This is a genomic window from Arenimonas sp. MALMAid1274, assembly GCF_049195245.1.
Classification (GTDB): domain Bacteria; phylum Pseudomonadota; class Gammaproteobacteria; order Xanthomonadales; family Xanthomonadaceae; genus Arenimonas.
Map to the genome: position 1 here is coordinate 810,003 of NZ_JBMIRR010000027.1, position 25,476 is coordinate 835,478.

20 protein-coding genes are annotated in these 25,476 nt (G+C 68.1%); 3 read left to right on the plus strand and 17 right to left on the minus strand.

Annotation, left to right across the window (positions count from 1 at the left end):
• Positions 1-65: 65 nt before the first annotated feature.
• The 11 genes from ACOQFR_RS12445 to ACOQFR_RS12495 all read right to left on the minus strand — a co-directional run bounded on the left by ACOQFR_RS12445 (position 66) and on the right by ACOQFR_RS12495 (position 13,424).
• Positions 66-464 carry a CopL family metal-binding regulatory protein gene (locus ACOQFR_RS12445; RefSeq protein WP_421382357.1) on the minus strand — a complete coding sequence of 133 codons (399 nt, stop codon included), beginning with the start codon at positions 462-464 and terminating at the stop codon, positions 66-68.
• Between the two features lie 186 nt (positions 465-650).
• Positions 651-989, minus strand: coding sequence for a four-helix bundle copper-binding protein (locus ACOQFR_RS12450; RefSeq protein ID WP_106989581.1), 339 nt, complete (start codon positions 987-989; stop codon positions 651-653).
• A 367-nt stretch (positions 990-1,356) separates the two neighbouring features.
• Entirely contained in the window at positions 1,357-3,354 is a 1,998-nt protein-coding gene (locus tag ACOQFR_RS12455) for a heavy metal translocating P-type ATPase (protein ID WP_421382359.1), read from the minus strand.
• Between the two features lie 77 nt (positions 3,355-3,431).
• The gene (locus ACOQFR_RS12460) at positions 3,432-3,761 is read right to left on the minus strand and encodes a P-II family nitrogen regulator (RefSeq protein WP_146908852.1); all 330 of its coding nucleotides are present in this window, start codon (positions 3,759-3,761) and stop codon (positions 3,432-3,434) included.
• Positions 3,758-6,871 (minus strand): efflux RND transporter permease subunit, encoded by a 3,114-nt coding sequence (locus tag ACOQFR_RS12465; RefSeq protein WP_421382362.1) that lies wholly within the window; start codon positions 6,869-6,871, stop codon positions 3,758-3,760. The genes ACOQFR_RS12460 and ACOQFR_RS12465 overlap by 4 nt, the downstream gene beginning before the upstream one ends.
• A 30-nt stretch (positions 6,872-6,901) precedes the next feature.
• Positions 6,902-8,128: an efflux RND transporter periplasmic adaptor subunit gene (locus ACOQFR_RS12470; protein ID WP_421382364.1), complete on the minus strand. Its 1,227-nt coding sequence runs from the start codon at positions 8,126-8,128 to the stop codon at positions 6,902-6,904.
• On the minus strand, positions 8,125-9,417 hold the full coding sequence (locus tag ACOQFR_RS12475; protein WP_421382366.1) for a TolC family protein: 1,293 nt from the start codon (positions 9,415-9,417) through the stop codon (positions 8,125-8,127). The genes ACOQFR_RS12470 and ACOQFR_RS12475 overlap by 4 nt, the downstream gene beginning before the upstream one ends.
• A 65-nt stretch (positions 9,418-9,482) precedes the next feature.
• The gene (locus ACOQFR_RS12480; protein ID WP_421382368.1) at positions 9,483-9,800 is read right to left on the minus strand and encodes a hypothetical protein; all 318 of its coding nucleotides are present in this window, start codon (positions 9,798-9,800) and stop codon (positions 9,483-9,485) included.
• 277 nt (positions 9,801-10,077) lie between these two features.
• On the minus strand, positions 10,078-10,662 hold the full coding sequence (lspA, locus tag ACOQFR_RS12485; RefSeq protein WP_421382370.1) for a signal peptidase II: 585 nt from the start codon (positions 10,660-10,662) through the stop codon (positions 10,078-10,080).
• A complete protein-coding gene (locus tag ACOQFR_RS12490) occupies positions 10,659-11,267 on the minus strand; it encodes a cation diffusion facilitator family transporter (protein WP_290781887.1) in 609 nt (202 codons plus the stop codon). The genes lspA and ACOQFR_RS12490 overlap by 4 nt, the downstream gene beginning before the upstream one ends.
• A gap of 189 nt (positions 11,268-11,456) precedes the next feature.
• Positions 11,457-13,424 carry an FTR1 family protein gene (locus ACOQFR_RS12495; RefSeq protein WP_421382371.1) on the minus strand — a complete coding sequence of 656 codons (1,968 nt, stop codon included), beginning with the start codon at positions 13,422-13,424 and terminating at the stop codon, positions 11,457-11,459.
• Positions 13,425-13,500: 76 nt separating this feature from the next.
• Between ACOQFR_RS12495 and ACOQFR_RS12500 the strand changes: the two genes are divergently transcribed.
• The 3 genes from ACOQFR_RS12500 to ACOQFR_RS12510 all read left to right on the plus strand — a co-directional run bounded on the left by ACOQFR_RS12500 (position 13,501) and on the right by ACOQFR_RS12510 (position 16,325).
• The gene (locus tag ACOQFR_RS12500) at positions 13,501-13,902 is read left to right on the plus strand and encodes a MerR family transcriptional regulator (protein ID WP_043799477.1); all 402 of its coding nucleotides are present in this window, start codon (positions 13,501-13,503) and stop codon (positions 13,900-13,902) included.
• A gap of 347 nt (positions 13,903-14,249) precedes the next feature.
• Positions 14,250-14,762 (plus strand): hypothetical protein, encoded by a 513-nt coding sequence (locus ACOQFR_RS12505; RefSeq protein WP_421382373.1) that lies wholly within the window; start codon positions 14,250-14,252, stop codon positions 14,760-14,762.
• Positions 14,763-15,254: 492 nt separating this feature from the next.
• Entirely contained in the window at positions 15,255-16,325 is a 1,071-nt protein-coding gene (locus tag ACOQFR_RS12510) for a phospholipase D-like domain-containing protein (protein ID WP_421382375.1), read from the plus strand.
• Between the two features lie 65 nt (positions 16,326-16,390).
• Here ACOQFR_RS12510 and ACOQFR_RS12515 read toward each other — a convergent pair whose 3' ends face one another.
• The 6 genes from ACOQFR_RS12515 to ACOQFR_RS12540 are packed head-to-tail and all read right to left on the minus strand — an operon-like array spanning position 16,391 to position 25,423.
• The gene (locus ACOQFR_RS12515; RefSeq protein ID WP_421382377.1) at positions 16,391-17,506 is read right to left on the minus strand and encodes an acetate/propionate family kinase; all 1,116 of its coding nucleotides are present in this window, start codon (positions 17,504-17,506) and stop codon (positions 16,391-16,393) included.
• Entirely contained in the window at positions 17,503-19,092 is a 1,590-nt protein-coding gene (locus ACOQFR_RS12520; protein WP_421382379.1) for an ABC1 kinase family protein, read from the minus strand. The genes ACOQFR_RS12515 and ACOQFR_RS12520 overlap by 4 nt, the downstream gene beginning before the upstream one ends.
• Before the next feature lie 14 nt (positions 19,093-19,106).
• Positions 19,107-21,569: a xylulose 5-phosphate 3-epimerase gene (locus ACOQFR_RS12525; protein ID WP_421382381.1), complete on the minus strand. Its 2,463-nt coding sequence runs from the start codon at positions 21,567-21,569 to the stop codon at positions 19,107-19,109.
• A gap of 40 nt (positions 21,570-21,609) precedes the next feature.
• On the minus strand, positions 21,610-22,527 hold the full coding sequence (locus ACOQFR_RS12530) for a ribose-phosphate diphosphokinase (RefSeq protein ID WP_421382383.1): 918 nt from the start codon (positions 22,525-22,527) through the stop codon (positions 21,610-21,612).
• Positions 22,524-24,035 (minus strand): thymidine phosphorylase family protein, encoded by a 1,512-nt coding sequence (locus ACOQFR_RS12535; protein WP_421382385.1) that lies wholly within the window; start codon positions 24,033-24,035, stop codon positions 22,524-22,526. Before ACOQFR_RS12535 ends, ACOQFR_RS12530 begins: the two co-directional genes overlap by 4 nt.
• A complete protein-coding gene (locus ACOQFR_RS12540) occupies positions 24,032-25,423 on the minus strand; it encodes an MBL fold metallo-hydrolase RNA specificity domain-containing protein (protein WP_421382387.1) in 1,392 nt (463 codons plus the stop codon). The genes ACOQFR_RS12535 and ACOQFR_RS12540 overlap by 4 nt, the downstream gene beginning before the upstream one ends.
• Between the last annotated feature and the right edge of the window lie 53 nt (positions 25,424-25,476).

Sequence of the window (25,476 nt, forward strand, 5' to 3'; positions counted from 1 at the left end):
CACGGGCAACGCGACCCGGAATGCGGGTCGAGCGAATGGGGCGGATCAAGGTCCGCCGGGAGGGCTTAGGCGATCGGAGGTCGAATAGCCGGCGCCGAAGGCGCGGCCGGGACCGACACCAGGCGGCCCAATTGGGCCACCCAGCGATAGGGGGAAACCGCCCAGTCAGCGTCGGCGATCACGACGACCGGCGCGTGATGCAGGCAGCTGCAGGTGCAGGTGCCGCCGTCACAACAATCCAGCGGCGAGTCCGGGCTGGGCACGACGGGCTTCACGGTGGCCTCGTCATGGCACGACGCTATGTCGCCATCGGCCATCGAATGCCCCGCCGCCGCCATAGCCTGGTCCACTCCCGCGCTCTGGTGCGCGGCGTGATCGACCGCGGACGCGACCGACGGCAGCCCGGCGTTGGCGATCAACGCCAAAGCGAGCAGCAGGTGGCCGACGGTGCGCAGCAGGGACATGGCCGGAGTCTACACCCAGAAAAATGCGATGGGATACACCCCAGAACTGGGGAAGATGCGGGCTAGACCGCCAGTGGAGCCAAAAAGTTCCCCGGGCGGAGCGGGTCGCCGAAGTCCTCCGGCCCCCGTGGGGCCGAAGGAACGGGTTACCCGGCTTGGGAAGTTTTACCGTGTGGGGAGGGCAGTTCAGACCGACGCCGCCATCGCCTCGCAGGCTTGTGCGCACTCCCGGCAGGCGCGCACGCAGGCCTCCATGCCGTCCAGTTCTTCGCAGCTGGCGGCGCAATCGCGGCAGACCTGCGCGCACAGGCGGCAGAACTCGGCGTGGTACGGGGAATGATTGATCATGAGCGCGGCGGCGGCGCGGCAGGCCTCGGCGCAATCGATCATCAGGCGGAAATGATCCGGCGCCACGTGATCGCCGCCTTTTTCAAGGCAGGTGGTCAGAGCGGTGTGCTGGCAGTGCTGATAGCAGTCCAGACAGCTGCGGATGCAGGCCTGCAGTTCGGAAGACATGTGGTGCATGGGGGGGCTCCTTAACGAGAGATAGGGGGGCGAGCCAAGGATTTAGTCAGCCCGCGCGTGTCGTGCTGCAAGATCAATGCCAGTCTGCGCGGTCCGTTGTGCCGCATCTTCCCGCCGTTCGATGCAAGACGGCACTGCAATAGTCATGCTGATTGCACAGATGTCCGGCAGATTGCACGCAGCAGCCGTATCCTCGGGCAAGGGTACTAAGGTCGCTTTGAGGCGGGCCGCCGAGTGATGACCGTGCGCAGCGCCGGGGACAGAATCGATGAACCCGGACCTGCCGGTGATTGAGAACACGCCGCGCAGTGCCTCAGCCATCGCACTTTTCCGTAGGCGCGAGCTAACAACGCCGAAACATCCGACGTTACGCGGAGTCTCTGTAAGCGAGCAGGCGCAGCGCGTTCGCCACGACCAGGAGGGTGGAACCCTCGTGGAAGAGCACGGCGACGCCCATCTTCATGCCCAGGATCGTCGCCGGAATGAGCAAGGCCACCATGCCCAGGCTGGCCCACAAGTTCTGGCGGATGATGCGCCGGGTCTGCCGGCTCAACCCCACGACGAACGGCAGGTGCTCAAGCTTGTCGCCCATCAAGGCCACGTCCGCTGTCTCGAGCGCGACATCTGAACCCGCCGCGCCCATTGCGATTCCCACCGAGGCGCTGGCCAGTGCGGGCGCATCGTTGACACCGTCGCCCACCATGGCCACCTCGCCCTCGGCGCGCAGTGCCTGGATCGCCTTGACCTTGTCTTCTGGCATCAGGTCGCCATACGCCCGGTCGATGCCCACGCTGGCGGCCACCGCATCGGCGACCCGTTGGTTGTCGCCCGAGAGCATCACCAGCCGGGTCATGCCGAGCTCGCGCAGTCGGGCCATCACCGCCTTGGCGGCTTCCCGGGGCGTGTCCATCAAGCCAACGGCGCCCAGGTAACGGTCTCCCTGTCGTACGACGAACACCGTCCGGCCTTGATGCTCCAAGTCCAGCACGCGCGTCTTCAGCGCGGCGGGCACGGCGGCACCCCCGAGCTCATCGAACAGGCTCTTCTTGCCCAGGTGCACGGTCTCGCCGGCCACGGTCGCCTTCAGGCCGCGGCCTGTAAGGCTCTCGAGGTCCGTCGCCTCAGGGACAGCGTGCGAGCCCAGACGGACCAGGCCATCGCGCACCACCGCGGCAGCCAAGGGATGGTCACTCAGGCGCTCTACGGCAATAGCGACGCTCAACAGTTCCTGCGTCGTCACGCCGTCAGCGGGCATGACGTCCGTCACCTGCGGTCGGCCCTCGGTCAGCGTGCCGGTCTTGTCGAAAGCCAGCGCGTGCAGGACGCCCAGCCGCTCCAGCGGGCCGCCACCCTTGATCAGCACGCCGCCCCGCGCGGCCCGCGCCACGCCGCTTAACACAGCGCTGGGCGTGGAAATGGCCAAGGCACAGGGACTAGCTGCTACCAGCACCGCCATGGCGCGGTAGAACGTCGCGCTGAACGGTTCATCCACCACCAATCCAGCGAACAGCAGCAGGCCCACCAGTACCAGCACCGCGGGAACGAAGATCTTCTGGAAGCGGTCCGTGAACAGCTGCGTGGGCGACTTCTGGTGCTCCGCCGAACGCACCAGTTCCACGACTCGGGCCAAGGTGCTCTGGCTGGCGAGGCGGGTGACTTCGACCTCCAGGACCTTGCCTTGGTTGATGGTGCCGGCGAAGACGCGATGCTCGGGGCCGACCGCGTCAGGGCGTTGCCTGGCCTCGGCCACGTCCACCACCGGCCGCTTGTCGACCGGCACGCTCTCGCCCGTGATAGCGGCTTGGTCAATGCTGCTCTCGCCCAGCACGACGAAGCCGTCCGCCGCCACGCGTTCATCGGGCTTGACCACCACGACGTCGCCGATGACCAAGTCGCCTACGGGCACCTCGACCAACTCGGCCCCACGGCGCACCAGTGCCGACTCAGGCCGCAGGTCCGCCAGGGCTTCGATGGCGCGACGGGCGCGGCCCATCGCGTAGTTCTCGAGGGCATGGCCGAGACTGAACAGGAACAAGAGCAACGCGCCCTCGGCCCATTGGCCCAGGGCCGCGGCGCCCGCGGCCGCCACGATCATCAGGGAATCGATCTTCAGCTCACGGTGGCGCAGGTTCTCGAGCGCTTCGCGCACGGTGAAGAAGCCGCCGGCCGCATAGGCCAGCAGCAGCAGGATGAAAGGACCGGTGGCACCGTCGCCCTGTGTTCGACCCCAGGCCCAGCCGGCCAGGAGGAAGGCGCCGGAGGCCAGGGAAAAAATGATCTCGGCGCGGCCCGCCCAAGGGCCCCCGCTGCCGTGATCGTGGTTGTGTCCCGCGCTAGCGGTCGGGGGAGGCGTGGTATCACTCATCGGAAATTCCTCGAACGTGGATACTGCAGGCGCGCTCCGTCGGAGCGCGCCTGCCTCGTGGCCTTCGGCGTGCTGGGCTAGGCCGGCACGTCCGCCCGGTCGATCAGCAGCACATCGTCGATGGAGCTGGTGAAGATCCATCCGGCATTCACTTGCCCGGTGCGGCCGTGCTGCCGGATCAACGCAATGATCGCGTCGACCCGCTCGTCCTCGCAGAACACGTCCAGTTGGATCTCCTGGGTCACCCGTTCACCCAACTCGACCGAGTAGTCCTGCTCGCGGGCACTGGAGGCGCGCAACAAGCCGCGGGCCTGCACCACGCTCAGGCGCCGCTCACCGGCGGCCTCCAGGGCGTGCACGATGTCGCTCATCCGGTGAGCGTGCAGCAAGGCAGTGATGCGCTTCATGGCGTGGCCTCCGGGTTCTTGCGTTCGGCGCGGGTTTCCAGCCACTCGTAGAGCACGGGCAGCAGGAACAGGGTCAGCAGGGTGGCGCTGAGCAGACCGCCCACCACCACGGTGGCCAGCGGGCGCTGGGTCTCGGCGCCGACACCACTGGAGATCAGCATCGGCACCAGGCCCAGGATCGCCACGCTTGCGGTCATCAGCACCGGGCGCAGCCTCAGGGCCGTGCCTTGCAGCACCGCCTCGCGGACCGAGAGCCCGCGTTCACGCTGCTCGTTGAGGAAGCTTACGAGCACGATGCCGTTGAGCATGGCTACGCCGAACACCGCGATGAACCCGATGGCCGAGGGCACCGACAGGTACTGGCCCGTCAGGAACAAGGCCAGCAGGCCACCGATGGTCGCGAAGGGCACGTTGGCCAGGATCAGGGCCGCGAACTTGATCGAGTTGAACGCGGTGTACAGCAGCACGAAGATGAAGAAGATCGTGATGGGCACGATCAGGCTCAGCTTGGCCAAGGCGCGCTGTTGGTTCTCGAACGCACCACCCCACTCGATCCAGTAGCCGGGCGGCAGGTCCACCTGCGACTTGATCGCCGCCGTGGCATCGGCCACGAAGCCATCGACATCCCGACCACGTACATCCATCTGGATCACGGCATAGCGCTGCAGCTGCTCGCGGCGGATGAACGAATAGCCCTCGGCGACGGATACGGTGGCGACCTCGGACAGCGGCACCAGCGCTCCCGAAGCGGCCTTGAGCGGGATCCGTCGCAGCGCTTCGACCGAGCTGCGCGTGCCGTCATCGAGCCGTACGGAGATGTCGAACCGCCGCACGCCGTCCAGCAGCACACTGACCGGCTCGCCACCCAATCCATTGCGCACGATGGTCAGCACTTCCTCGGCGTTCATGCCGTGCCGGGCCAGTTCGGCCCGATCCACCTCGATGCGGATCTGCGGTTTTCCGACGTTCGCTTCCAGCGATAGGTCGGCGACGCCTTCGATCCCTGCCAGTACCGGCTTGAGCTGACTACTGATGCGATCAAGTTCGGCCAGATCCTCGCCGTAAAGCTTGAGCGCCAGGGTCGCGCGGACGCCGGAGATCAGCTCTTCCACGCGCATCTGGATCGGCTGGGTGTAGCCGGGCACCACGTTGGGCACGACCTCTTCCAGCGTCTCCTGCATGGCCTCCTCCAGCTCCTTGATCGAGCGGCCGGTGGTCCAGTCCTCCTCGGGCGTGAGCGCGGTGTAGATCTCCATGTAGTTGACGTCGGCGGTCTCGCCCTTTTCGGCGCGGCCGATCATGGCGAGCGTCGTCTCCACTTCCGGGAACTTCTTGAAGGCCTCGGCAATGACATTGCTGGTGCGGATCGACTCATCCAGGGACGTCGACGGGATGCCCGTCACCCGCCACATGATCGAACCCTCCTGCAGCTGGGGCATGAACTCCTTGCCAAGGAACGGAAAGAGCCCCAAGGCCAGCACCAGCGCCACGGAAGCCGTGATCACAACGGCGCGTTTTGCGGACAGGGCACGCTCCAGCAGCGGGCGATAGCGCCGCTTGAGGAAGGCCACCAACCGGGTGTCCTTCTCTTCCTTGGGCTTGAGGATCATGGCCGCCAGGACCGGGATCAGCGTCAGGCTCAGCAGCATCGATCCGGCCATCGCGAACGCGATGGTGAAGGCCATGGGCTTGAACAGCTTGCCCTCCAGGCCCTCGAGGCTGAACAGCGGCAGGAACACCACGATGATGATCAGGATCGCAAACGAGATGGGATTGGCCACTTCCTTGGCCGCCGCCAGCACCGCCGAGGTCCGATCCACCTTCTCGCCGTGGGTGTGTCGCTCGGCCATGATGCGGTAGGCGTTCTCGACCATCACCACGGCGCCGTCCACCATCATGCCGATACCGATGGCCAGGCCGGCCAAGGACATCAGGTTGGCCGACAGCCCGAACTGGCCCATGCCGATGAAGGCCATCAGCATCGCCAGCGGCAGGGTGACGATCACCACCAGCGCCGAGCGCAATTCGCCTAGGAACAGGAACAGCACGATCGCCACCAGGATCGAACCCTCGATCAGGGCCCGCGTTGCCGTGCCTACCGCCTTGTTGACCAGGTCGGTACGCTCGTAGATCGGGCGCACGACCATGCCCTCGGGCAGGGCGTCCTGGACGGTGGCCAGCTTGGCCTTGACGGCCTCGACCACATCCTTGGCGTTCTCGCCGATGCGGGACAATGCCATGCCCAGCACGACTTCCTCGCCATCGCGCGTCACCGCGCCAAAGCGCGGCGCCGGCGATTCGATGATCCGGGCGACGTCACGCATGTAGACCGGCACGCCGTCCTCGGACTTGAGCACGATCGCCCCGATATCCTCGGTCGAGGACAGCAGGCCCAGCCCACGCACCAGGTACTGCTCGCGGCCCACATCCATCACGTTGCCACCGACTTGGCCGTTGTTTGCGGGCAAAGCCGCAATCACGTCGGCAAAGCCCAGGCCACGGGCATACAGCCGCTGCGGATCGATCCGGACCTGGTATTCGCGTTCACCGCCGCCCCAGGAGCTGACGTCGTCCACGCCCGGCGCCGTGCGCAGGATCAGGCGCACCGTCCACTCCTGCCAGGTGCGCAGGTCCATGTCGGTGACCTGTTCCTTGCTCACGCCCGGGGCGCGCTCGACCGTGTACCAGAAAACCTGGCCCAGGCCCGAGCTGTTCGGACCCATGCTGGGCTTGCCGTAACCCTCGGGCAGGCGGTCGCCGATTTCCTGCAGTCGCTCGTTGACCAGCTGCCGAGCGAAGTAGATCTCCATGTCGTCCTCGAAATAGACGGAGACGTAGGACAGACCAAACAGGCTCACCGAGCGGATTTCCTGCACCTTGGGCAGGCCCGCCAACGCGGACTCCACCGGGGTGGTCAGCAGCAGCTCGACGTCTTCTGCCGCCAGGCCCGGCGATTCGGTATAGATGTTGACCTGCGCCGGGGTCACGTCCGGGAAGGCGTCGATGGGAACGTCACGCACGGCGCGCAGGCCCAGAAAGGCCACCACGGCGAAGATGATCAGGACCAGGAACTTGTAGCGCAGGGAGAGTTCGACCAGGCGATTCAGCATGGCGCACCTCCGCGCTCGGCGACTCGGGCGTCAATGACCATGACCTTCTCCCAGCTGCGCCTTGAGCATCTGGGCCTTGAGCACGTAGGCGCCCTCCACGACCACCCGGTCGCCGATGACCAGGCCGTCGGCGATGACGGTATGGTCGCCGACCACGGGGCCGGGACGAACTGCCACGGGCGCCAGGGCGCCATCGGTCTCCTTGAAGACCACGTTCTCGCCCTCCAACTGCACCAGCGCCGCCGTCGGCACCGCCAGCTGCGGGTCGCTGCCACCGCCGGCATCGAGATAGACCTCGACGTAGTCCCCGCCGTGAAGGCGATCGCCCTCGTTCGCTACTTCAATTCGCACCAGCGCCGTCCGGGTGTTCTCGGAAGTGCGGTGGGCGCGCTGCACCACCTTGCCGGGCAGTCGCACCTGGCCCAGCACCACCTGCGCAGTGCTGTCGATGGCGATGCGCCGGGCCTGCTCGGCCGGGAGCGTGGCATCCACCCACACCACCGACTCATCGACCAGCCGGAACAACGTACGGCCCGGCTCGATCCGCTCGCCGACCACGAAAGCGTCCTCGGTCAGTCGTCCTGCGTGCGGCGCGGTCAGTGTGAACTCGCCGTTGGACCGGCCCGTGGCCGTGCCCGGCAAGCCGTAGGCCCGCGCCGTCGCCCGTGCCTGCTCGACGGTGACCTGGGCTTCCTGGTAGCGGCGGCCCGACACGGCTTCGCGTCCCAGGGATTGAACGCGCTTCCAATCCTGCTCGGCGATGGCCAGCGCCCCTTGGGCTTGGGCCACTTCCACGGACGACAGCGTCACCAGCGGCGCGCCGGCGGCCACTTCGTCGCCCAGCTTGGCATGGCGGCGGACCACCAGGGCCTCGACCCGCGGCGTGATCAGGGTGGTGCCGTAGGCGTTGTCCAGGACTTCACCCGGGGCCTGCAGCGGTTCGCTCAGTGAACGCGCATCCAGGGTCGCCAGCTTGATGCCGGCGGCTTCCAGCGCGGCCGCGTCCATGCGAACCGGTTCCGCGCCTTCTTCCGCCTCATCGTGGCCGGCCTCTTCGTCATGCCCGGCCTCATCGCCGTGGCCCGCCTCTTCCTGGCCTGCCTCGTCGGCATGTTCAGCGTCTTCGCCGCGTGGCGTGCTCGTGTCGGCGGCCACGGCCTTGGGTGAAGGCGTCGCGGCGGGCTCGGCGCCACAGCCTGCCAAGGACAGGACCAGGACCGCACCGGCGGGAATCAACAGGTAGTTTTTCGGGTTCATCGCGAAGTTTCTCCAGTCGCGTCATTCATTCCGAGCCAGGCTTCGAGCTGGCCGGTGGCGGCGAGGTAATCGGTGGCGCGGCGCCAGAGCTGACCTTCCAGCGCGGCACCGGCAAGGGCGGTATCCAGGGTCTGCTTGAGCTGGAGCAGGTAGTCGGCGGTCGAGAGCTCGCCGGCGCGCCAGAGGCGTTCCAGCAGTTCGGCACGCTTTTCGACATCGGTCCCGGTGCTTTGGCTCCAGCGAGTAAAGGCCCGACGGACCGCGGCATAACTGGCCGCCGTGCGCTGGGCCCGCGAGGCCAACTGCGCCCCGGTGATGTCGGCCTGGGCTGCTGCGGCATCGGCATCGGCAAGCGCGGCCACGACCTCGGCCCGGTAGGGGTTGCGCACGAACAGCGGCACGCTGAGCGATACGCCCACCACATTGTCGGAGGCCGGGCCGAAGTCGATGCGGCCGCCCGTGAGTGCAAGCGTCGGGTCCGGAACCCGGTTACGTTGGGCGACGGTGACTTGACGTGTCGCTCCTTCGGACTGGGCCTGCGCGATCTGCCATTCCGGCAAGGCCTCCCAGGTCGTGGGTGGGGGCGTCACGTCCGGCAGCGCCTGCGACCACGCCGCGTCCGAGGCCACGGCGTCGGGCTGTCCGCCCACGTTTCGGAAGGCTTCCTCGGCCTCGGCGGCTTCGGCCAGCAGCGCCGCCTGTTCCGCTTCGGCTTCATCGCGGGCCAGCCGGGCCAGATCCCGTTCGAGGGAGGAGATGTCGCCCACGCCGAACTGCTTGTCGGCCAGATCGGCAAATCGGGAGATGAGCGCCAGGCGTTGCTCGCCTTGCTGCACCCGCCGTGACGCGCTTTGCCAATCCGCCCAACCCACAAGCCAGGCGGCCACGAAATCACGGCGACTGAGCCGGGCCTGGGCTACGGCAATGTCCAGCTGCGACGCGGCCGCATCGCGCCGGGCACGACGTTTGCCGCTCAGGTCCAGCGCCAGGCTGACGCCGGCGGTGGTGGTGCGGTCTGTGCCTTCGTCCTCGGCCGCAAACTCAAGCTCGGGGTTGTACAACGGGCGGCCGGCGGCGTCGGCGCGGGCGCGGGCGGCGGCCAAGGTAGCGTCTGTGGCCCGGGCGCTGGGATGGGCGCGCCAGGCCGCGGTGACGGCATCGCGCAGGGCGATGGGAGACGCACTGGGCGCGGCGGCTTGGGTGGGCGCGGCCAATGCACCTGCCAGGAGCAGAACGATCGTCGGCAACGACGCGACGCGCAAGCGTCGCGGGGGAGGGATTAAACGCATGGAAAGATCCTCTGAGCACACGTCGACCCCGACGCCTCGGCGTCAGGGAGCGAAAAGGAGTGGGCTCAGAGAATGGGAGGGCGAAGCTCGTTGCGTGCGGCGCCGATCGGCATGGCGATCGGAACGGGTAGAACGCGGGCCATGGCCGGCGGTCCGGCCAGAAGGACGACCACGGGCGGCAGGGCCGCCGCATGATGGCAATGGCAGTCCAGGCAGCCGCCCGCGGCATGCGAGAGGAGCGACGAAGGATCGTCCGCTGCCGACGCATCGGGCGTCAGGGCGGTATCGGCCGCCGGCCCCTGGGTGCTGGTCGCCCCCCAGGTGCTGTCCTGCATCTCATCTACCGTGCAAGCCGCGACCATGCCCACCTTGAGCAGGAACACCAACAGCACCCACGCGGCCACCCGCACGGATGCGCGAAGTCGGGCCATCAGCAGGGGAGGGGAAGTACGCATGGCTGCGGCAGCTTATCTGACGGCATTGGAGTTACACAATTTCATTCTCCTCTGCGCGCCGCATCGCGTTCAGGAGGACATGAGATTACGGGGAGCTGCAAACAAATCGCGGGCGTGAAGGGCCTCAAGGGGCTCCAAGGTCGCCGGGAGCCGACAGCCCAGCCCATGCCAGGCCACCGCCGCATCCGGCGTGCCGAGAAAGACTTCATGACGCCTGTCCTTGCGACAGCTTCGGTGGCATCAGGCCGTTCGCCGCGATCGCCACCGCCCCGATGACGATGGCCATATCGGCCACATTGAAGGTGGGCCAGAAGAAGTCCCGCCAGTACCACTGAATGAAGTCGACGACCTGCCCCCGACTGAGCCGATCGGCCGCATTGCCCAAAGCACCACCAATCACCAAGGCGTACGGAACCGCCAGTCGCCATGCCCGTCGGGGCAGGCGGTAAAGCGAGTACACCAGGTAAGCGGACACGCCCAGCGCCAATGCCGCAAGCACCGGCCGCTGCCAGCCTCCCGCACCGCCCAGCAAACCAAACGCCGCACCGGGATTGTAGGAACGACGCCAGTTCCACCACCCTTCCACGACAGCGATGGCCACGTCATCGGGGATCGCCGTCATCGCCCACCACTTGGTGACTTGGTCCAACAACAGCACCGCCAGCGAGAGCAGCAGCCATGCGATGGCGCTCGTGCGGATTCCCTCCACTCCGGGCGCTCCCTGCCGCGCATGAACGTCGCCAGCGCGCAGGGCGTCGCCGGTTCGTTTTGACCGGTCAGGCTGCCTCATGTGCCAGCCCCCTGCCGGGCACGGCGGGCATCGCGCAGAATCTCGAAGGATTCCTTGATGACATACAGGCCGATCAACGTGCCGATCATGAAATCGGGATAGGGCGAGTCGAGCCACAGGACCAGACCGCCCGCAAGGATGACCCCCACGTTCGCCACAACGTCGGCGCGGGTGAACAGCCACGTCGCGCGCAGGTGCACCTCTCCCGTCTTCAGCGGCGCGAGCAAGCGCAATACGGTGACATTGACCGCCAAAGACAGCAGTGCCGTCCCAATCATCCAACTGCTGGCCGGTTCGGCGCCGTGAACCACCCGGCGCCCGACCTCGGCCAGCACGCCCAAGCCCAACACCAGCAAGATGCTACCGCTGAGCCAGGCCGCATTGGCTTTGAAACGCGCGGCGCGTCCAATGGCGACCAACCCGATCGCGTAGGCGATGGCATCCGACAGCATGTCCAGTGCATCGGCCAGCAGTCCGGTCGAGTCGGCGATCCAACCGGCGATGCCGCCGATCACCGCCATCGCGGCATTGAGAGCCAACGCAATCTTCAGGATGCGGCGCTCTTGCGCGTTCTTGGCATCGTGGTGGCAACCGCAGTCACTCATGGCTTTCTCCGTTGGCGGGCGAGCATGAACCGCAGAGATCACCCAACGTGGGCCACCGAGCGGCAAGGCCCCAGCCCGAGGCGAACTCGGCGCGCAGGCCATGCATTGGCCACGGCACGCTGTTCAGGAGGAGTGCGGCGCACGCGGAGGTCGCGGCGCGGCGGCAATATCGCAAGTCCCTTGGGCAGCTCATGAGCGCGAGGAAGATGCGGCCGACGCTTTCAGCGACCGGGTGTTGGTTATGAAGCCAATGATCGCCAGCGTCGCCACGCCCAACTGCACCAACAAGGACTCCCAGGACGGGTACACGCCCAGCCATTCGATGCGTGGCCCCGTCACCCCTGCTTGGGTGACCCAACCCGCCTCCTGAAGGGCAGCCACGCCTTTGCCCGCCAAGACGACGGCCAGTACGGCGATCAGGAGCGAACTGATCGAGAAGAACCGGCCGACGGGAAGACGTGCGCTGGCGCGAACCATCCAATAGGCCACCGCGGCCAAGACCAAACATCCGGCCGCGAAGCCAGCAAGGATGGCGCCGGAGACCGCTTCGCTCCACATCGCGATGAAGAACAGGATGGTCTCAAACACTTCGCGATACACCACGATGAACGCAAGCACGAACAAGCAGAGAGCCGATCGCCGCGTCAACGCCTTCGACAACTTGGCCTGCAGGTACTGCTGCCAGCGTCCGGCCAGACTCTTCTGATGCATCCAGATACCAACGCTCAGCAGCACGGCAGCGGCGAATAGCGCCGATAATCCTTCGGTCAGCTCCCGATTGGCACCGCTGATGTCAATCAAGTAGGTCGCTGCCGCCCAGGTTGCCGCGCCGGCCAGCAAGGCGCTGGCCCATCCCGCATGGACGTACGGCAAGATGTCGGCGCGCTCGGCCTTGCGCAGGAACACGATCATGCCCATCACGATCAGGAGCGCTTCCAGACCTTCCCGCACCAGGATGGTGAAGCTGCCCAGAAAGGCCGTGGTCGTGTCCATCCGGGTATCCGTCAGTACCGTCTCGGCGCGATCCAACAGCGCGTTGACCTCCGCCGACTGTGCGCTCACGTCCGCCAGGGCACCGGGGCGAGCGAGTTGGCTGCGGTAGCGGGCCATGGCCGTCTCGATCTCTCGCATCAGTGAGGGATCGCGGGTACCCAGGGCCGCCTCAACCGGCTCTACGCCGTCCAAGTAGGCTGACAACGCCGACGTTGTGGCCTGCGCCGTGTCGCCGGCGGCATACGCCCGCTCGCTGGCGGCCATACGTTGGCGGGCGAGGGAGAACGGATGGGAACGGCCTGGCGACTGGTTCACCGCCTCAGGGCGTGATCGAAGGTAGGCAACGATGGCGTGCGCCTCCGCCGGGGAGACCGTGGCCGCCAGCTCCGCCTCGCGGGTCCGGGTCAGGGCTTCGAGCGTCGGGATGCGGCCACGGAGGTCGGCCCGCGCCCGCCACAAGGTCTCCCCGTCGGTGCGGGCGCGAGCGGAGTACGCCAGACTGCCCGTGTAGAACGCCAGCGCCCAGCGATCGGATTCCGACAGCGCCGAAAAGCTGGGCATGCTGGTGCCTTGCACGCCCTGGGAGATCACTTCATACAGCGCCAAGGGCGTCCGCTGGGCCGCGCGACCCGCGTCGGTAAAGGCGATCGGCGGGGGATCCAAGGTGGCTCCCGCCAGACCGTCTCCGCGCCCGGTCGGACCGTGGCAGGCCGCACATTGCTGGGCGTAGAGCGCCGTCACGCGGGCCGGCTCTGGTGGCGACACTGGCACGGCCCCGATGGGATAGTCGGCCAACAAATCGTCGGCCATCCCGCGAGCCAGCGTGGCGACCTGGGTGGAGTCGGCCTTGAGGTCCACCGCCGCGACCAACTGGTCGGCTCGGGCCAGCAGCCGCGGCTGTTGAGGACTCGCCGGCAGGGTTTGGAGTTGCGTGCGAACCGCGCTGGCAAACTCCTGCATCTCCGCATACTCGCCAGGCGACAGGATGCGGCCACCGTGGACGGCAGCGGCATAGTCCACCGCGATGTAGTCGAGCATTTGCCACGTTTGTCGCGGCTCAACGGGGGGTGTCTGGGCGTGAACCGGCAGCAGCACCAGACCCATCACGAGCGCTGCGATCCATTGCTGCCTCAGCAGTACGAGCAGAGGGCGGATCTGAGGCATGGCAGGGGCACTTCGTTGGCAGCGGGAGAGGGGTAGCGTAAAGTCCGTAGCCACTACAGAGTCAAGCGGGATGCGAATGAAAATCAGTGAAGCCGCCACCGCCAGTGGCTGTCACTTGGAGACCATCCGCTATTACGAGAGGATCGGACTGCTTCCTGGGCCGGTCCGAACGGGGAACGGCTATCGGGTCTATGGCCACCACGACGTGGCACGGTTGCGTTTTATCACCCGCGGCCGGGAACTGGGCTTTAGCCTGAGCGAGATTCGCGACCTGATGCGATTGGCGGAGGATCCGGACCTGTCCTGCGACGACGTGGACCGGCTCGCGCGCCACCACCTCGCCGAGATCCGCGAGCGGCAGGCCGAACTGCAACGAATGGCGCAAGAGTTGGAACGCACCATTGCCGATTGCTGCGGCGGCCGCCGGGGCACCTGCGCCATCTTGGGCGGATTGCAGACGCCGGCGAAGCCAGTGTGATCCCATCCACTGGACATTCGAGGGCCGGGGAGGCGATGACGACAGGATCAGGGTCCCCGGAGCAGCTGCTCGGTCTCCGGATGGCGCTCCAAGAAGCGTTTCAGGGCGCGGATGGCGATGATGCAATGCGTCGTCCCAATTTGGGACTAAGGCATGCTCCAGTGCGAAGCTTCAGCGGCGGGAGTCGGGAACGAAAGGGGCGCCCAAAGAATGCCGGCCTACCGAAGCGGGCCGTCAGAATGAGCGGAGCAGAACCCCCTTTGGGGAATTGGGCGCGACCATGGATGAAGATTTTCATCTTCCCGCATGGTCCAATCGGGGCCCAACGGCCCTATCGGAACCCTGCCTTGACCCCCGACACGGCGTACCACGAGGCGGGACACATTGTCTTCGCCCACCTGACCGGAATTTGCATTGCGGTGAAACTGACCGGTGAACACACCGCCACCCAAGCCGCTGCAATTTACGACCGTCGCCACGATCTGGCCGCCGCCCGAGCGCGAGGTGCGGGAAATGCAGAGATCGACTACGCACTGGAAGAAGCCATCATTGCGGCTGCCGGGTATGTCGCGCAGGAGCGATATCGACAGTGCGCAGGCGCAACGGTCTCGGAGGATGAGTTGTTTCGAGACGCACACGGCGATGTACTGGCCGTGCGTGCGGCCTTGGGTCCGCTCCGGTGGTTTGAGGTTTGCGACAAGGCGCGGAGCTATCTCGCGCAACCCGGGGTGTGGCAAGCCATTGAGCGGGTAGCCGAGGCGGCCTTGCAGCGCGGCGCCCTGTCCGAATCACAACTAGACGCCCTCCTGCATTCCGCTGACGTCGATTTTGACCTGCCGACGGGAACGGTTCTGCGGTGACTCGATCGCGTTCGGCTTGCCCCTGAAGCAGGCTGCTGTCGCCTGGGCAGTGGGATGACGGGGGCTCGCAGAGCCCTGCCTGATCCGGATCGGGGCCTACGCCGCGCTGTCCGAGCCGGGCCTTCCCAAAGAAAACGGCCCGCCGGAGCGGACCGCTGGAGAAGTGGGGCGGAATTCGCAGCGGGAACCAGCCCAAGCCCGCGCTCCTTTCCCCTTTAGTTTTTGGGTGACGCCACGGTCATTACCTAATCATAAGGCCCATGCTGCGCCGGCCGTCAATGCAAACCGACCACGGACCGGCTGCAAGCGCAGGGGAAAGCGCCTCAGGGCGCTGAAGGTTGCGACTACGGGACCTGCTGCGGCGGCAGCATGCTCAAGGCGCTGGTCGCCGGCCGGGATGCCGAGGTACGCGCCCGCTTTCCGGGCTAGCGGCCCAGGGCCCCGGCCGCGCTGCTAGGCTGATCCCCGGAACTCCGCTGACCCGCCATTGCCATGCCATCCATAACGGAAACGACCACGGTCTTCGTGGAGGGGGACGCCCTCTACGAGGCGATGCACGCGGACCTCGCCGGCGCCACGCGGGACGTGCGTCTGGAGTGTTACATCGTGGCGGATGATGACGTCGGCGGGCCTATTCTCACCGCCTTGGCCGATCTGGCATGGGCCGGCCGGCGGGTCCAGGTTCGCATCGATGCCGTGGGTTCCTGGCGTCTGATTCCACCGGAGCGGGTCCGTTCCCTAATTGCGGCCGGCGTGCAGTGGCACTGGAGCCGGCCCTGGTCGTGGCGCCAGCCGGCGCAATTCCACGTCCGCAATCACCGCAAGCTCCTGGTCATCGACGACGCGGTCGCGTACCTGGGCGGGTTCAACCTCGACCGGCGCAATTCCCAGCGGGCGCTGGGCGCGGCTCGCTGGCGCGACACCCATGTCCGTCTAACGGGCCCCCGGGTGGCCGAGGCCATCCGGTTGTTCGACGAGTACCCCCGGGCACCGCGCGGCCCGGTGCCCACGGCGCGGTCGCCTTTGGCACTGCTGTCGAACCGTTCGCGTCGTTGCCGTCATCGCCTGCGCTGTGCGTTCAGCGAGGCGTTCGACCAGGCCCGGGAGCGGCTTTGGCTGACGACGCCGTACTTCGTACCGGACCGGCGCAGCCAGCGCGCCTTGTGCGGTGCCGCTCGCCGCGGCGTGGATGTTCGTCTGCTGGTGCCAGGAAAAAGCGATGTACTGCTGGCGCAATGGGCGGCGCGGGCGGCCTATGCACACATGCTCGACGCGGGGGTACGCATCTGGGAGTACCAACCTCGGGTGCTGCACGCCAAGACCGCCCTGGTCGACGGGGGCTGGGCGACGGTCGGCACCGCCAACTTCGACTACCGCAGCTTCTTCCTCAACGACGAGATCAATCTGCTCGGGCAGGCGCCTGCCCTCAACGCGACTTTGGCGGAGCACTTCGTTCAGGATCTGGCCGAGTCACGGGAGGTGCTCAAGGCCACGTGGAGAAATCGGCCGTGGTACGCGCCAGGCCTTGAACTGGTCGGCTGGTGGGCGAGGCGCTGGCTTTAGCGAGAGGGCGCATGTACCGCGTAGACGGCCGGTCGTATCGCGCTTGCCTGGCTCAGGGCGGGAAGCTAGGCAAGCGCCGCCAATGCAAGTTCTTGCTCCTCGTTGACCCGTAAGACCAAGACCGAGATCGCGGCGCCTGGGGCATGGATATGCGTGGCCCCTGCCGCGTTGGCCTCGGGGTCCAGGCGCAGGCCCATCCAGGCCAGATGTTCGGCCACCGCGGCCCGGATCGGGGGGGCGCCATCGCCGATGCCGCCCGAGAACACGATCGCATCCACCCCGCCGAGGCTGGTTGCCATGGCAGCGATGCCCTGCGCGATCCGAATGGCGTAGTGCGCCCGGGCGTGGCCGGCCGACTCGCTGGTATCGGCCAGCAGTTCGCGCATGTCGCCACTGCCGCCCGACAGCCCCCGCAGGCCGGACTCGCGCCAGAGCAGGTGCTCGATCTCGGGCAGCGGCATGGCCAGGGTCTGGGCCAAGTACAGCACGACGCCGGGGTCGAGGCTGCCCGACCGGGTCGCCATCGGCACCCCGTCCAGGGGCGTCATGCCCATGGTGGTATCGACGCTACGGCCGTCGGCCACCGCGCACAGGCTCGAACCGCCGCCCAAGTGCACCAGCACCAGCCGCGCCTGCGCCAGCGCCGGGGCCATCGCCGAGAGTTGGCGCACGGCCGAGGCGAAGGCGAGGCCGTGAAAGCCGTAGCGCATTACGCCAGCCGCATGCAGGCTCGCCGGTACCGGCAGGCGCCGGGCCCAGGGCGCTAGGGTCGCGTGCCAACTGGTGTCGAAGGCGGCGACTTGCGACACGTCCGGCCAGCGATGGCGGGCGGCATCGATCAGGCGCAGGGCAGGGCCTTGATGCAGGGGCGCCAACGGCGTGAGCGCCGTCAGCTCGGACATCAATGCCTCGGTGACGCGGGCTGGACCCGGGCGGGCCGCCCCGTGCACCACCCGGTGTGCCACCCGGGTGGGCTGCCCGGCCCCGGCCGGCAACTGAACCAGCAACTGCGACAGCCAGCGGCCTGCGCTGCGGGCATCGTGGGCATCCTCGGGCAGCACGGCGATCTTGGCGCGGGCCGCGGGCATGATCAGGACGCCCTGCGCATCCACCGCGTAATACGCCGCCTTGACGGTCGCCGAGCCGACGTTGAGCGTCAGGACGTCGCGCGGCGCGCTCATAGGTGCCCCGAGCGCGAAATGGCGCGCACCAGCCGCCAGGACAGGACCAGCGCGGCCGCGAACGCCAGCGCCGAGAGCACCGGCAGATGGCCCCAAAGGCGCGGCCCGGCGCCGTGCAGCATCATCACCGACCCGGCCAGGTACAGACCCAGCGTCACCAGCGCCAGCGCCAGGCGATTGCCGGTGCGCGCCAGCGTCGTTTCCAGGGGCTCCAGGCCGCGATGGTGCAGCGACAGCGCGGGCCGTCCCTCGTCCAGTTGCAGCTGCCGAAGCATCTGCATCGCCACGACCGGCAGCTGCTCGGCGCTCTTGAGCAACTGCTCATGCATCGGACGGCCCACCGCCTGTTGTCGCAGGGTCTGGGCCATGCGCTCAGCCCGGACGCCCAGCGCCTGCATCAGATCCAGGTCCGGGTCCAGGGCCCGCAGCGTGTTCTCGGCCAGGAACAGGGTACGCATCAGGACCAACAGATGGCGCGGCAGGCGGAAGTTCGCGCCCGCCCCGATCCGCGCCACGCGCCAGATCGCGTCGGCCATCGACCATTCGTTCAGGGGCAGCGTGGCCAGGCTGCTGAGGATTTCGCTGATGGCGCGCACGTAGGCCCGCCGGTCGATCGGCCCGGTGATGAATCCCATCGCGACCACGGCATCAAGCACGGCCGAGGCGTCATCCACCACCAGCCCTTCGATCAGTTGCGCAAAGGCCGTGCGCGATGCCGGGTCCAGGAAACCGATGGAGCCAAAGTCGTGGAAGCACAGGCGACCGTCGGGCAGTTCGAACAGGTTGCCCGGGTGGGGATCGGCGTGGAAGACGCCGGCGCCCATCAGCTGGTGCACATAGGCATCCAGCAGCAGGCCGGCCAGTTCGCGCCCGCGCGGCGTACCGTTTTGCGTCGCCAGCGCCGCGCCGTGGCTGAACTCCTGCACGATCACGGCCGGCGCGACCAAGGGCTCCACGACGTGGGGCAGGGTCAGGTAGGGCAGGGGATCGAACGTGCTGGCCAGTCGCCGCATATTGCGCGCCTCCTGGACCATGTCGATTTCCTGGTGCAGGAACTGGCCCAGCTCGTCGATCAGGTCCAGCGGCTGGTAGCGCCGCAAGCCCGGCACCAGCCACTGGCTGACGCGCACGAAGCGCCGCAGCAGCCGCAGGTCGGCATGCACCTGGGCCACGATGCCGGGCCGGCGCACCTTGACCGCGACCGTGCGCCCATCGGGCAGTTTGGACCGATGCACCTGGGCCACCGAAGCGGCTGCAAACGGCACCAACTCGAACTCGGCGAACAGTTGGTCCACGGGCTGGCCGAATGCAGACTCGATCGCCGCCACTGCCAGCGCCGACTCGAACGGCGGGACGTGGGCGTGCAGGGCCTCCAGTTCGACCAGATACGGGGCCGGTAAGAGGTCGCGGCGCAGGCTCAGGCCCTGGCCAAGCTTGACGAACGTCGTGCCCAGCCCCTCGAGGGTCTCGCGCAGCCGGGCCGGCAAGGTGTCGGGAGCACGGCGATGCCGCCGCCACCATGTCCAGCCGAAGCCGCCCAAGGCGACGGCGATCTGCAGGCTGCGGGGCAGGCGGGAGGCGGTCATCGGCCGGGGCGTGCTCATGCCGGGCGGGTGATCAGGGTCGGGTCGCCGCGGCCGGCCAACGCCGCTTGCTCGTCGGCGCGCAAGCCATCGTTCACCGGGCGAGCTAGGACCGCCAGCGCCGCCGCCACCGTGTGCGCCCAGGTGCAGCCGTTGGCGAACAGCAGCCCCGGGACGTCCAGCGTGCCGCCCTGGTTCACAAAGCCGAGCGCTCGCGTGGTCGCGGGTCCGCTGTCGATCCGGCGCAGCGCACCCAAATACGGCTCAGGCCGGGTGTGGGTGACAAATACGCGCGGGGTGCCCGCCGGGAAGTGGCGCAGCACCAAGGCATCAGAAAGCACGTAGGCGGTTTCCCGTGCATCGCGTCCGGCCCGCAGCCGCCCTGGCTCGCCGATATAGATGACGGCCGTGGCGATCCCCGACGATTGAAGTCGCTGATGCGCCCGTAACACTTCCCCCAGCTGGTAGCTGCCGGTGGCGGCCAGCAGCACCGCGGCGGTGTCGGGGTCGCCGTGCAGCAAGAGCAGGCCCTCCTCGGCGAGCAGGCGCGCCTGCGCCGGCGTCAAACGATTGGGCACCTCGCGCTTGGGCACCACCAGCGCCGTGATCGTGCCCTGGGCCCGCAGGCTATGGGTCAGGGCCACCATGGCGCTGTTGGCATCCAGCGGGAAACACACGCGGGCACCGTCCGCCATTTCGCCCAGCAGCGCCTCGGCCAGGGTCGGGTCCTGGTGGGACTGTTCGTTCTTGGCGTTCTCCCAGGTGTGCGACGTCAGCACCACCGGTACGCCCAGCCAGCCCGGCGGCCGCCCGGCCTCGCGCAAATGCCGGGAGAAAATGAGTTCCTGGCGCAAGGCGCCCAGCATCTTCGGGGCGAAGGCCTCGTACGTCACCACCAGGTTGAGTCCGCCCTTGTTCGCCAGCGCCGCGCAAACGACCGCCTCCTCGTTGAGCGCGGTGACTACAGCGCCGGTGCGCGATTCTGCGACGCCGGCTTCCGGCTCCTGCACCCGGTGTTTGAGCAGGTCCAGGGTCGCGTCGAGTTTGTTGCTGCGCAACTCATCGGGATTACCCACGCGCGGGCGCAGCTGCGGGTTGGCCTGCACCAAGCGAACAAACTGACCATCCAGAGCGGCCATCGGCGAGCCAATCGTGCCGGGCTCCGCCCAGGCCGGCTCGGGCACGGTCGGCAGCGCCACCTGGCGGGTCGCGAGCGCGTGGTCGCGCTCGCGCGGCCGACCCTGAGTCGCGTGTGTATTGAGAGCCGCAATCGCCGCCTGCAGATCCGCCGGCGGCACGTAGAGCGGCGCACAGCCGGCATTGAACTGCTCGCGGGCGGCCGCATCGCGGTGGGGATTACCCGATAGCGGCAGGTTGTGGGCGGCGTTGGTGCCGGCGCCGGGAAACCCAAAGCCCTTGGGCGCCTCGGCGACACCGTAGCGCAGCGGGATTCGGAAATCGCCCTCGGGATGCAGCGCGGCCGCCTCGGTGCAGGCCTGCAGCCGCGACTCGATCACGTGGATACCCCAGGCAATGCTGGCCGGATCGCGGCCGTCCAGGCCAATGGGCTCGAAGCCATTGAGCCGCAGGTGGCGGTACAGCCAGTCCTCGCCGCCCTGTTGCTCGATCTGGCTGCGCTGTTCGATGCGCCGGCCGTTGAGGATCATGATGGGCGCGACCAGGCCCGAGTCGTCCGGGCGCCACCAGCGCGGCGCCCAGTCGCCACCGCGCTGCTCCTCGAAGGCGCCATCGCTGACGAACGCGACCAGCCGCTCACCGGGCAGCGGCGCGTGCACGTAGTGCAGCTCGGCAAAGCCCAGATAGCCGCCTTCCTGCAGGCCGCCGGCGGTGTGGGCATTGACGTGCGAGCCCAACGGCGAGGCCGGGCGCCCTTCGGGCGTGAGCGCGTAGGAGTAGAAATCGCCGACGAACCGCGCCAACCGCGGCTCATCCAGGCCATAGCGGGCCGCATGCGCCGGGCTCATGTTGTCCACGATGACGTTGAGCGCATCGATCGCCGCCACGCAGTGGCCTTGGCCCATCATCCAGGCGCGGGTTACCCCATCGAGCGCATTCATGGCCAGGTAGCCGGCGTAGGCCGGCACCATGTTCAACGCGCCGCCGGTGTGGCCCTCGGGCTGCGGCTTGAAGTCATCGGCCTCCAACGGCGCGCCGTCCAGGCGGACCCGCCGGGCGTAGGTCATGTGTGCTACCAGCCACATGCCGGCGCTGGCCACGCGATCGGCGGCGCTCAGGCGCCGATAGCCCGTCGCGCTGTCAGGCAGAGCGCCGGTCGCGACCAGTTCCTCGATCATCGCACGCACGCGCAATTGGGTGAGCGGGGTGTGTGCGATGACGCCATAGCCCGCAGCCCAGGCGGCGAAGGCCGGATCGGCCTGCGCGTAGCTCCGGGCCAGCTGGTCAATCCGGTGCTGGTCAATGGCGCTCAGGGCGCTGGCGGGACAGGTTAGGTCGTTCATCGGATCTCCAAGGCGCAGGCGGGGATGGGGGCAGCGCGCATCACGGGGCGGCCAGCGACGGTGTGCGCTCGGCAAGCAGCGCCTCGCAGGCCACGGCCAGGAGCGGTGCCATCCCAATGGCATTGCAGGCCGGGTGGGCAATGGTGTCGGTGCTGACGACGCGCTGGGCGCCCGCAGTCAGCAGGCGTTCGTAGGCGTCTTCGGAGAACACCGCGTGGGTGACCAGGCAGGTCGCGGGGGGCAATCCCAGCGTGGCCAGATGCTTGAGGGTTTCGATCATCGTGTGGCCCGAGGAGACGATGTCATCGACCACCACCGGCGTACGGCCGCGGGCGGCAATGGGGTCGGGCAGGCTGACACGCACTGCGCGATCCCCCTCCCGGATCTTGGCCAGCACCTGGAACGGCACCTGCGCTCGCGCGGCGATATCGCCGACCCATTGCGCCGACTCGCTGTCGGGGCCGATCAAGATCGCGTCGGGGACGTTGGCCTGCACCCAGGCCGCCATGGCCGGTGCCGCCGCCACGTGGCGGGTGGGGATCGAGAACAATCCGTCCAGGCGCGGATTGCGGTGCAGGTGTGGATCGACCGTCACCAGCCAGTCGACGCTTTGCTCCAGGAAGCGGGCAAAGATCGGCGCGCTGATCGCTTCGCCGGGATGGAAGCGGGTGTCCTGGCGCATGTAGGGCAGGTACGGGGCGACCAGGCCGACCGAACGGGCGCCCAGCTCGCGGGCGGTCTCGGCGACAAAGCGCAGCGCCAGCGCGACCGAGTCCACGTTCCTCAGCCCGGCCACTACCACCACGTCGGCCCCGCTGAGTTGGGGGTCGATCGTCACCAGCGATTCCCCGTCGGGGAACCGGCGCCAGCCCACGGGTGCCACGCGAGCCTGCAGGCGCGACCCGAGCTCCAACGCCAAGGGCTGCAAATCGGGAAAAGGGATCAGGACGCGGCTCATGGGGCCTCCAGGGACAGGATGTCGGAATGGGCTCGGGCGTAGGCCAGGGCGTAGTCGCGCTCGCCCGGGGTTTGGGCGTGCACGGTGTACAGCGGCTGCCCGACCGCGACCGAATCACCGAGACGCAAGCTGCAGTCGAGGCCGGCCAAGGCCGCGCCAGGGGCGCCGGCGAGCTTGGCCACTTTGGCCAGACGCCGGTTGTCGATCGCGTTGACGCGCCCGGCGCGGGTGGCCACCACCGGCGCCTGGAAGGGCGCCTCGCCCGGCTCCGTGAAGCCGCCTTGCGCCTCGCAAATGGCCAGGAACTTGGCCCAGGCCCGGCCCGAGTCCAGCGTCTGCGTGGCCAGGGCCAGACCCTGACCCGGCGGCGTGCCCGGTGCCAGGTCCAGCAAGGCGCCGGCGACGGTCAGGGCACGGCTGCGCAGGTCGGCCGGGGCGTCAGGTGCGCCGCGCAGCACCGCCAACACATCGCGGGCCTCCAGTGCCGGCCCGATGCCCACGCCCACCGGCTGGCGACCGTCGGTGCGCAGGACCGCAAGCGTCAGTCCCATCGCGGACGCCGTGTCGGTCAGCCGGGCTGCCAGCGCCTGCGCCGCGGCGTCGGAGCGCACCTTGGCGGTGGGCCCAACGGGCATGTCGATCAACACGTGGCTCGCGCCGGCCGCGACCTTCTTGGACAGCACGCTGGCGACCAACTGCCCGTCGCTGTCGAAATCCAGCGGCCGCTCGACCCGGATCAGGACATCATCGGCCGGACTCAGGCGCACATTGCCGCCCCAGACGATGCAGCCGCCTTCGCGCTCCACCACGCGTCGCATCGCCGCCAGATCCAGCGCCACCGGTGCCATCACCTCCATCGTGTCGGCGGTGCCAGCCGGCGAGGTGATCGCCCGCGAGGAGGTCTTGGGGATACGGTGCCCAAGGGCGGCAACGATGGCGACCACGATCGGGGTGGTGCGATTGCCCGGCAAACCGCCGACGCAGTGCTTGTCCAGCACCGCGCCGCCGCCCCAGTCCAGGGTCTGGCCTACGGCCACCATTGCCCGGGTCAGGGCGATCGTTTCGCCGTGGTCCAAGCGCTCGCCAGCGCAGGCGGTCACAAACGCCGCCAGCTCAATGTCGGAGAGCCGGTTGGCGGCGGTGTCGCGCATCAGGGCGAGACAGTCGGCGTCGTCGAGCCGCGCCCCGAACACCTTGGCGCGCAGGGCGCCGGCCGAAGCGGCCGGCTCGGGATGCTGGAACGTCGCGTAGGCGCCGGCCTCGGGTGCTACCGCCTGCCAGGCCGCGTCCGACAGTGCCACTTCGTCGACTGCCAGGTGATCGCCCGTCACGACGTTGAGCGTGGCAATCACGTGCTGGGTGCCGACCTGCATCCGGACCCGGGTCAGGGCGGCAAACCCCTCCGAGCGACAGACCGGGCAGTCGCGGTGCATGTAGACCACCGGCTGCTGGTAGGTGTCGATGCCGGCGCGTACTACGCGCAGGCGGGTGTGGGTGTGCTCGGTCATGCCGCCGCCTCGCCGCCCAGCGGCACCCGCTCCAGATGCTCAGGGACCCGGCAATGCCAGCCGAGCTCGCGCTCGATCCGACCGCGCAGGGCATCGGCCGCGTCAGGCTCGCCATGGGTGATGTAGGTCATCTTGGGCGTGACCGGGGCCGGGCGCAGCCAAGCGAGCAACTCCTCGCTGTCGGCGTGGCCGGAGAAGCTCTCCATCGCAATCACTTCGGCATTGATCGGCACCTCCTGCCCGAAGATGCGCAACGACTTCTCGCCGCGCACGAGCGCTGCGCCGCGGGTGCCACCGGCCTGGTAGCCGGCCAGCAGGATCGCATTGCGCGAGTCCTGGCCAAAGGCCACCAGGTGGTGCAAGACCCGGCCACCGGTGAGCATGCCGCTGGCGGAAATGATGATCATCGGCCCGCGCTGCATATTGAGCGCCTTGGACTCCTCCACGGTACGCACCATGGTCGCGAGCTCATACATGTCCCGACACTCGGCGTCGGTGACGTGGTGCTCGCCGTGGTGGCGGTGGTAAAGGTCAGTGGCATTGATCGCCATCGGGCTGTTGAGGTAGACCGGCACGCGCGGAATCTCGCCGCGCTGGCGCAGCCGCGCGATATGCAGCATCAGAGCCTGGGCGCGGCCGACGGCGAAGGCAGGAATGACAACCACGCCGCCGCGGGCGGCGACCCGCTTGATCACGGGGGCGAGCTCCGCCTCGGCGTCGGCGGTGGGATGGCGGCGGTTGCCGTAGGTGGACTCGCACACCAGCACGTCGGCGCCCTCGAACGGCGCCGGAGCCTTCATCAACGCATCGCTGGCGCGACCCAGATCGCCGGTGAAATGCAGCCGACGGCCGTCGATGGTGAGCGCGATCTGGGCGGCACCGAGTATGTGGCCGGCCGGGATGAAGCGGGCGCTGACGCCCGGCGCGAGGGCCTGCGGCTCCAGGAACGGGCGGCCATCGAACCGGGTCAGGCACGTCATCGCATCTTCCTGAGTGTACAGGGGCAGTGGATTGGCGTGCTTGGAGTAGCCCTTGCGCTTGGCGTAACGCGCTTCTTCCTCCAGCAGGTGGCCGCTGTCGGGCAGCAGCAGTTGGCTCAGATCGCGGGTCGCCTCGGTGCACAGGATTCGTCCGGCGAAGCCTTGCTTGACCAGCGCCGGCAGATAACCCGCGTGATCGAGATGGGCGTGGGTCAGCAGCACCGTGTCGATCGACGCGGGCGCGACCGGAAAATCCGCCCAGTTGCGCTCGCGCAGCTGCTTGTAGCCCTGGAACAGGCCGCAATCGACCAGGATGCGTTGACCCGCCGCTTGGACCAGATAGCGCGAGCCAGTGACGGTGCCGGCGGCGCCGAGGAAATGCAGGGAGCGGGACGCAGGGGAAGACATGGAAGGAATCCTCGTGGGGTAAGGGGCCGCCCGGGGCAGGCGGTTCCGGGGCC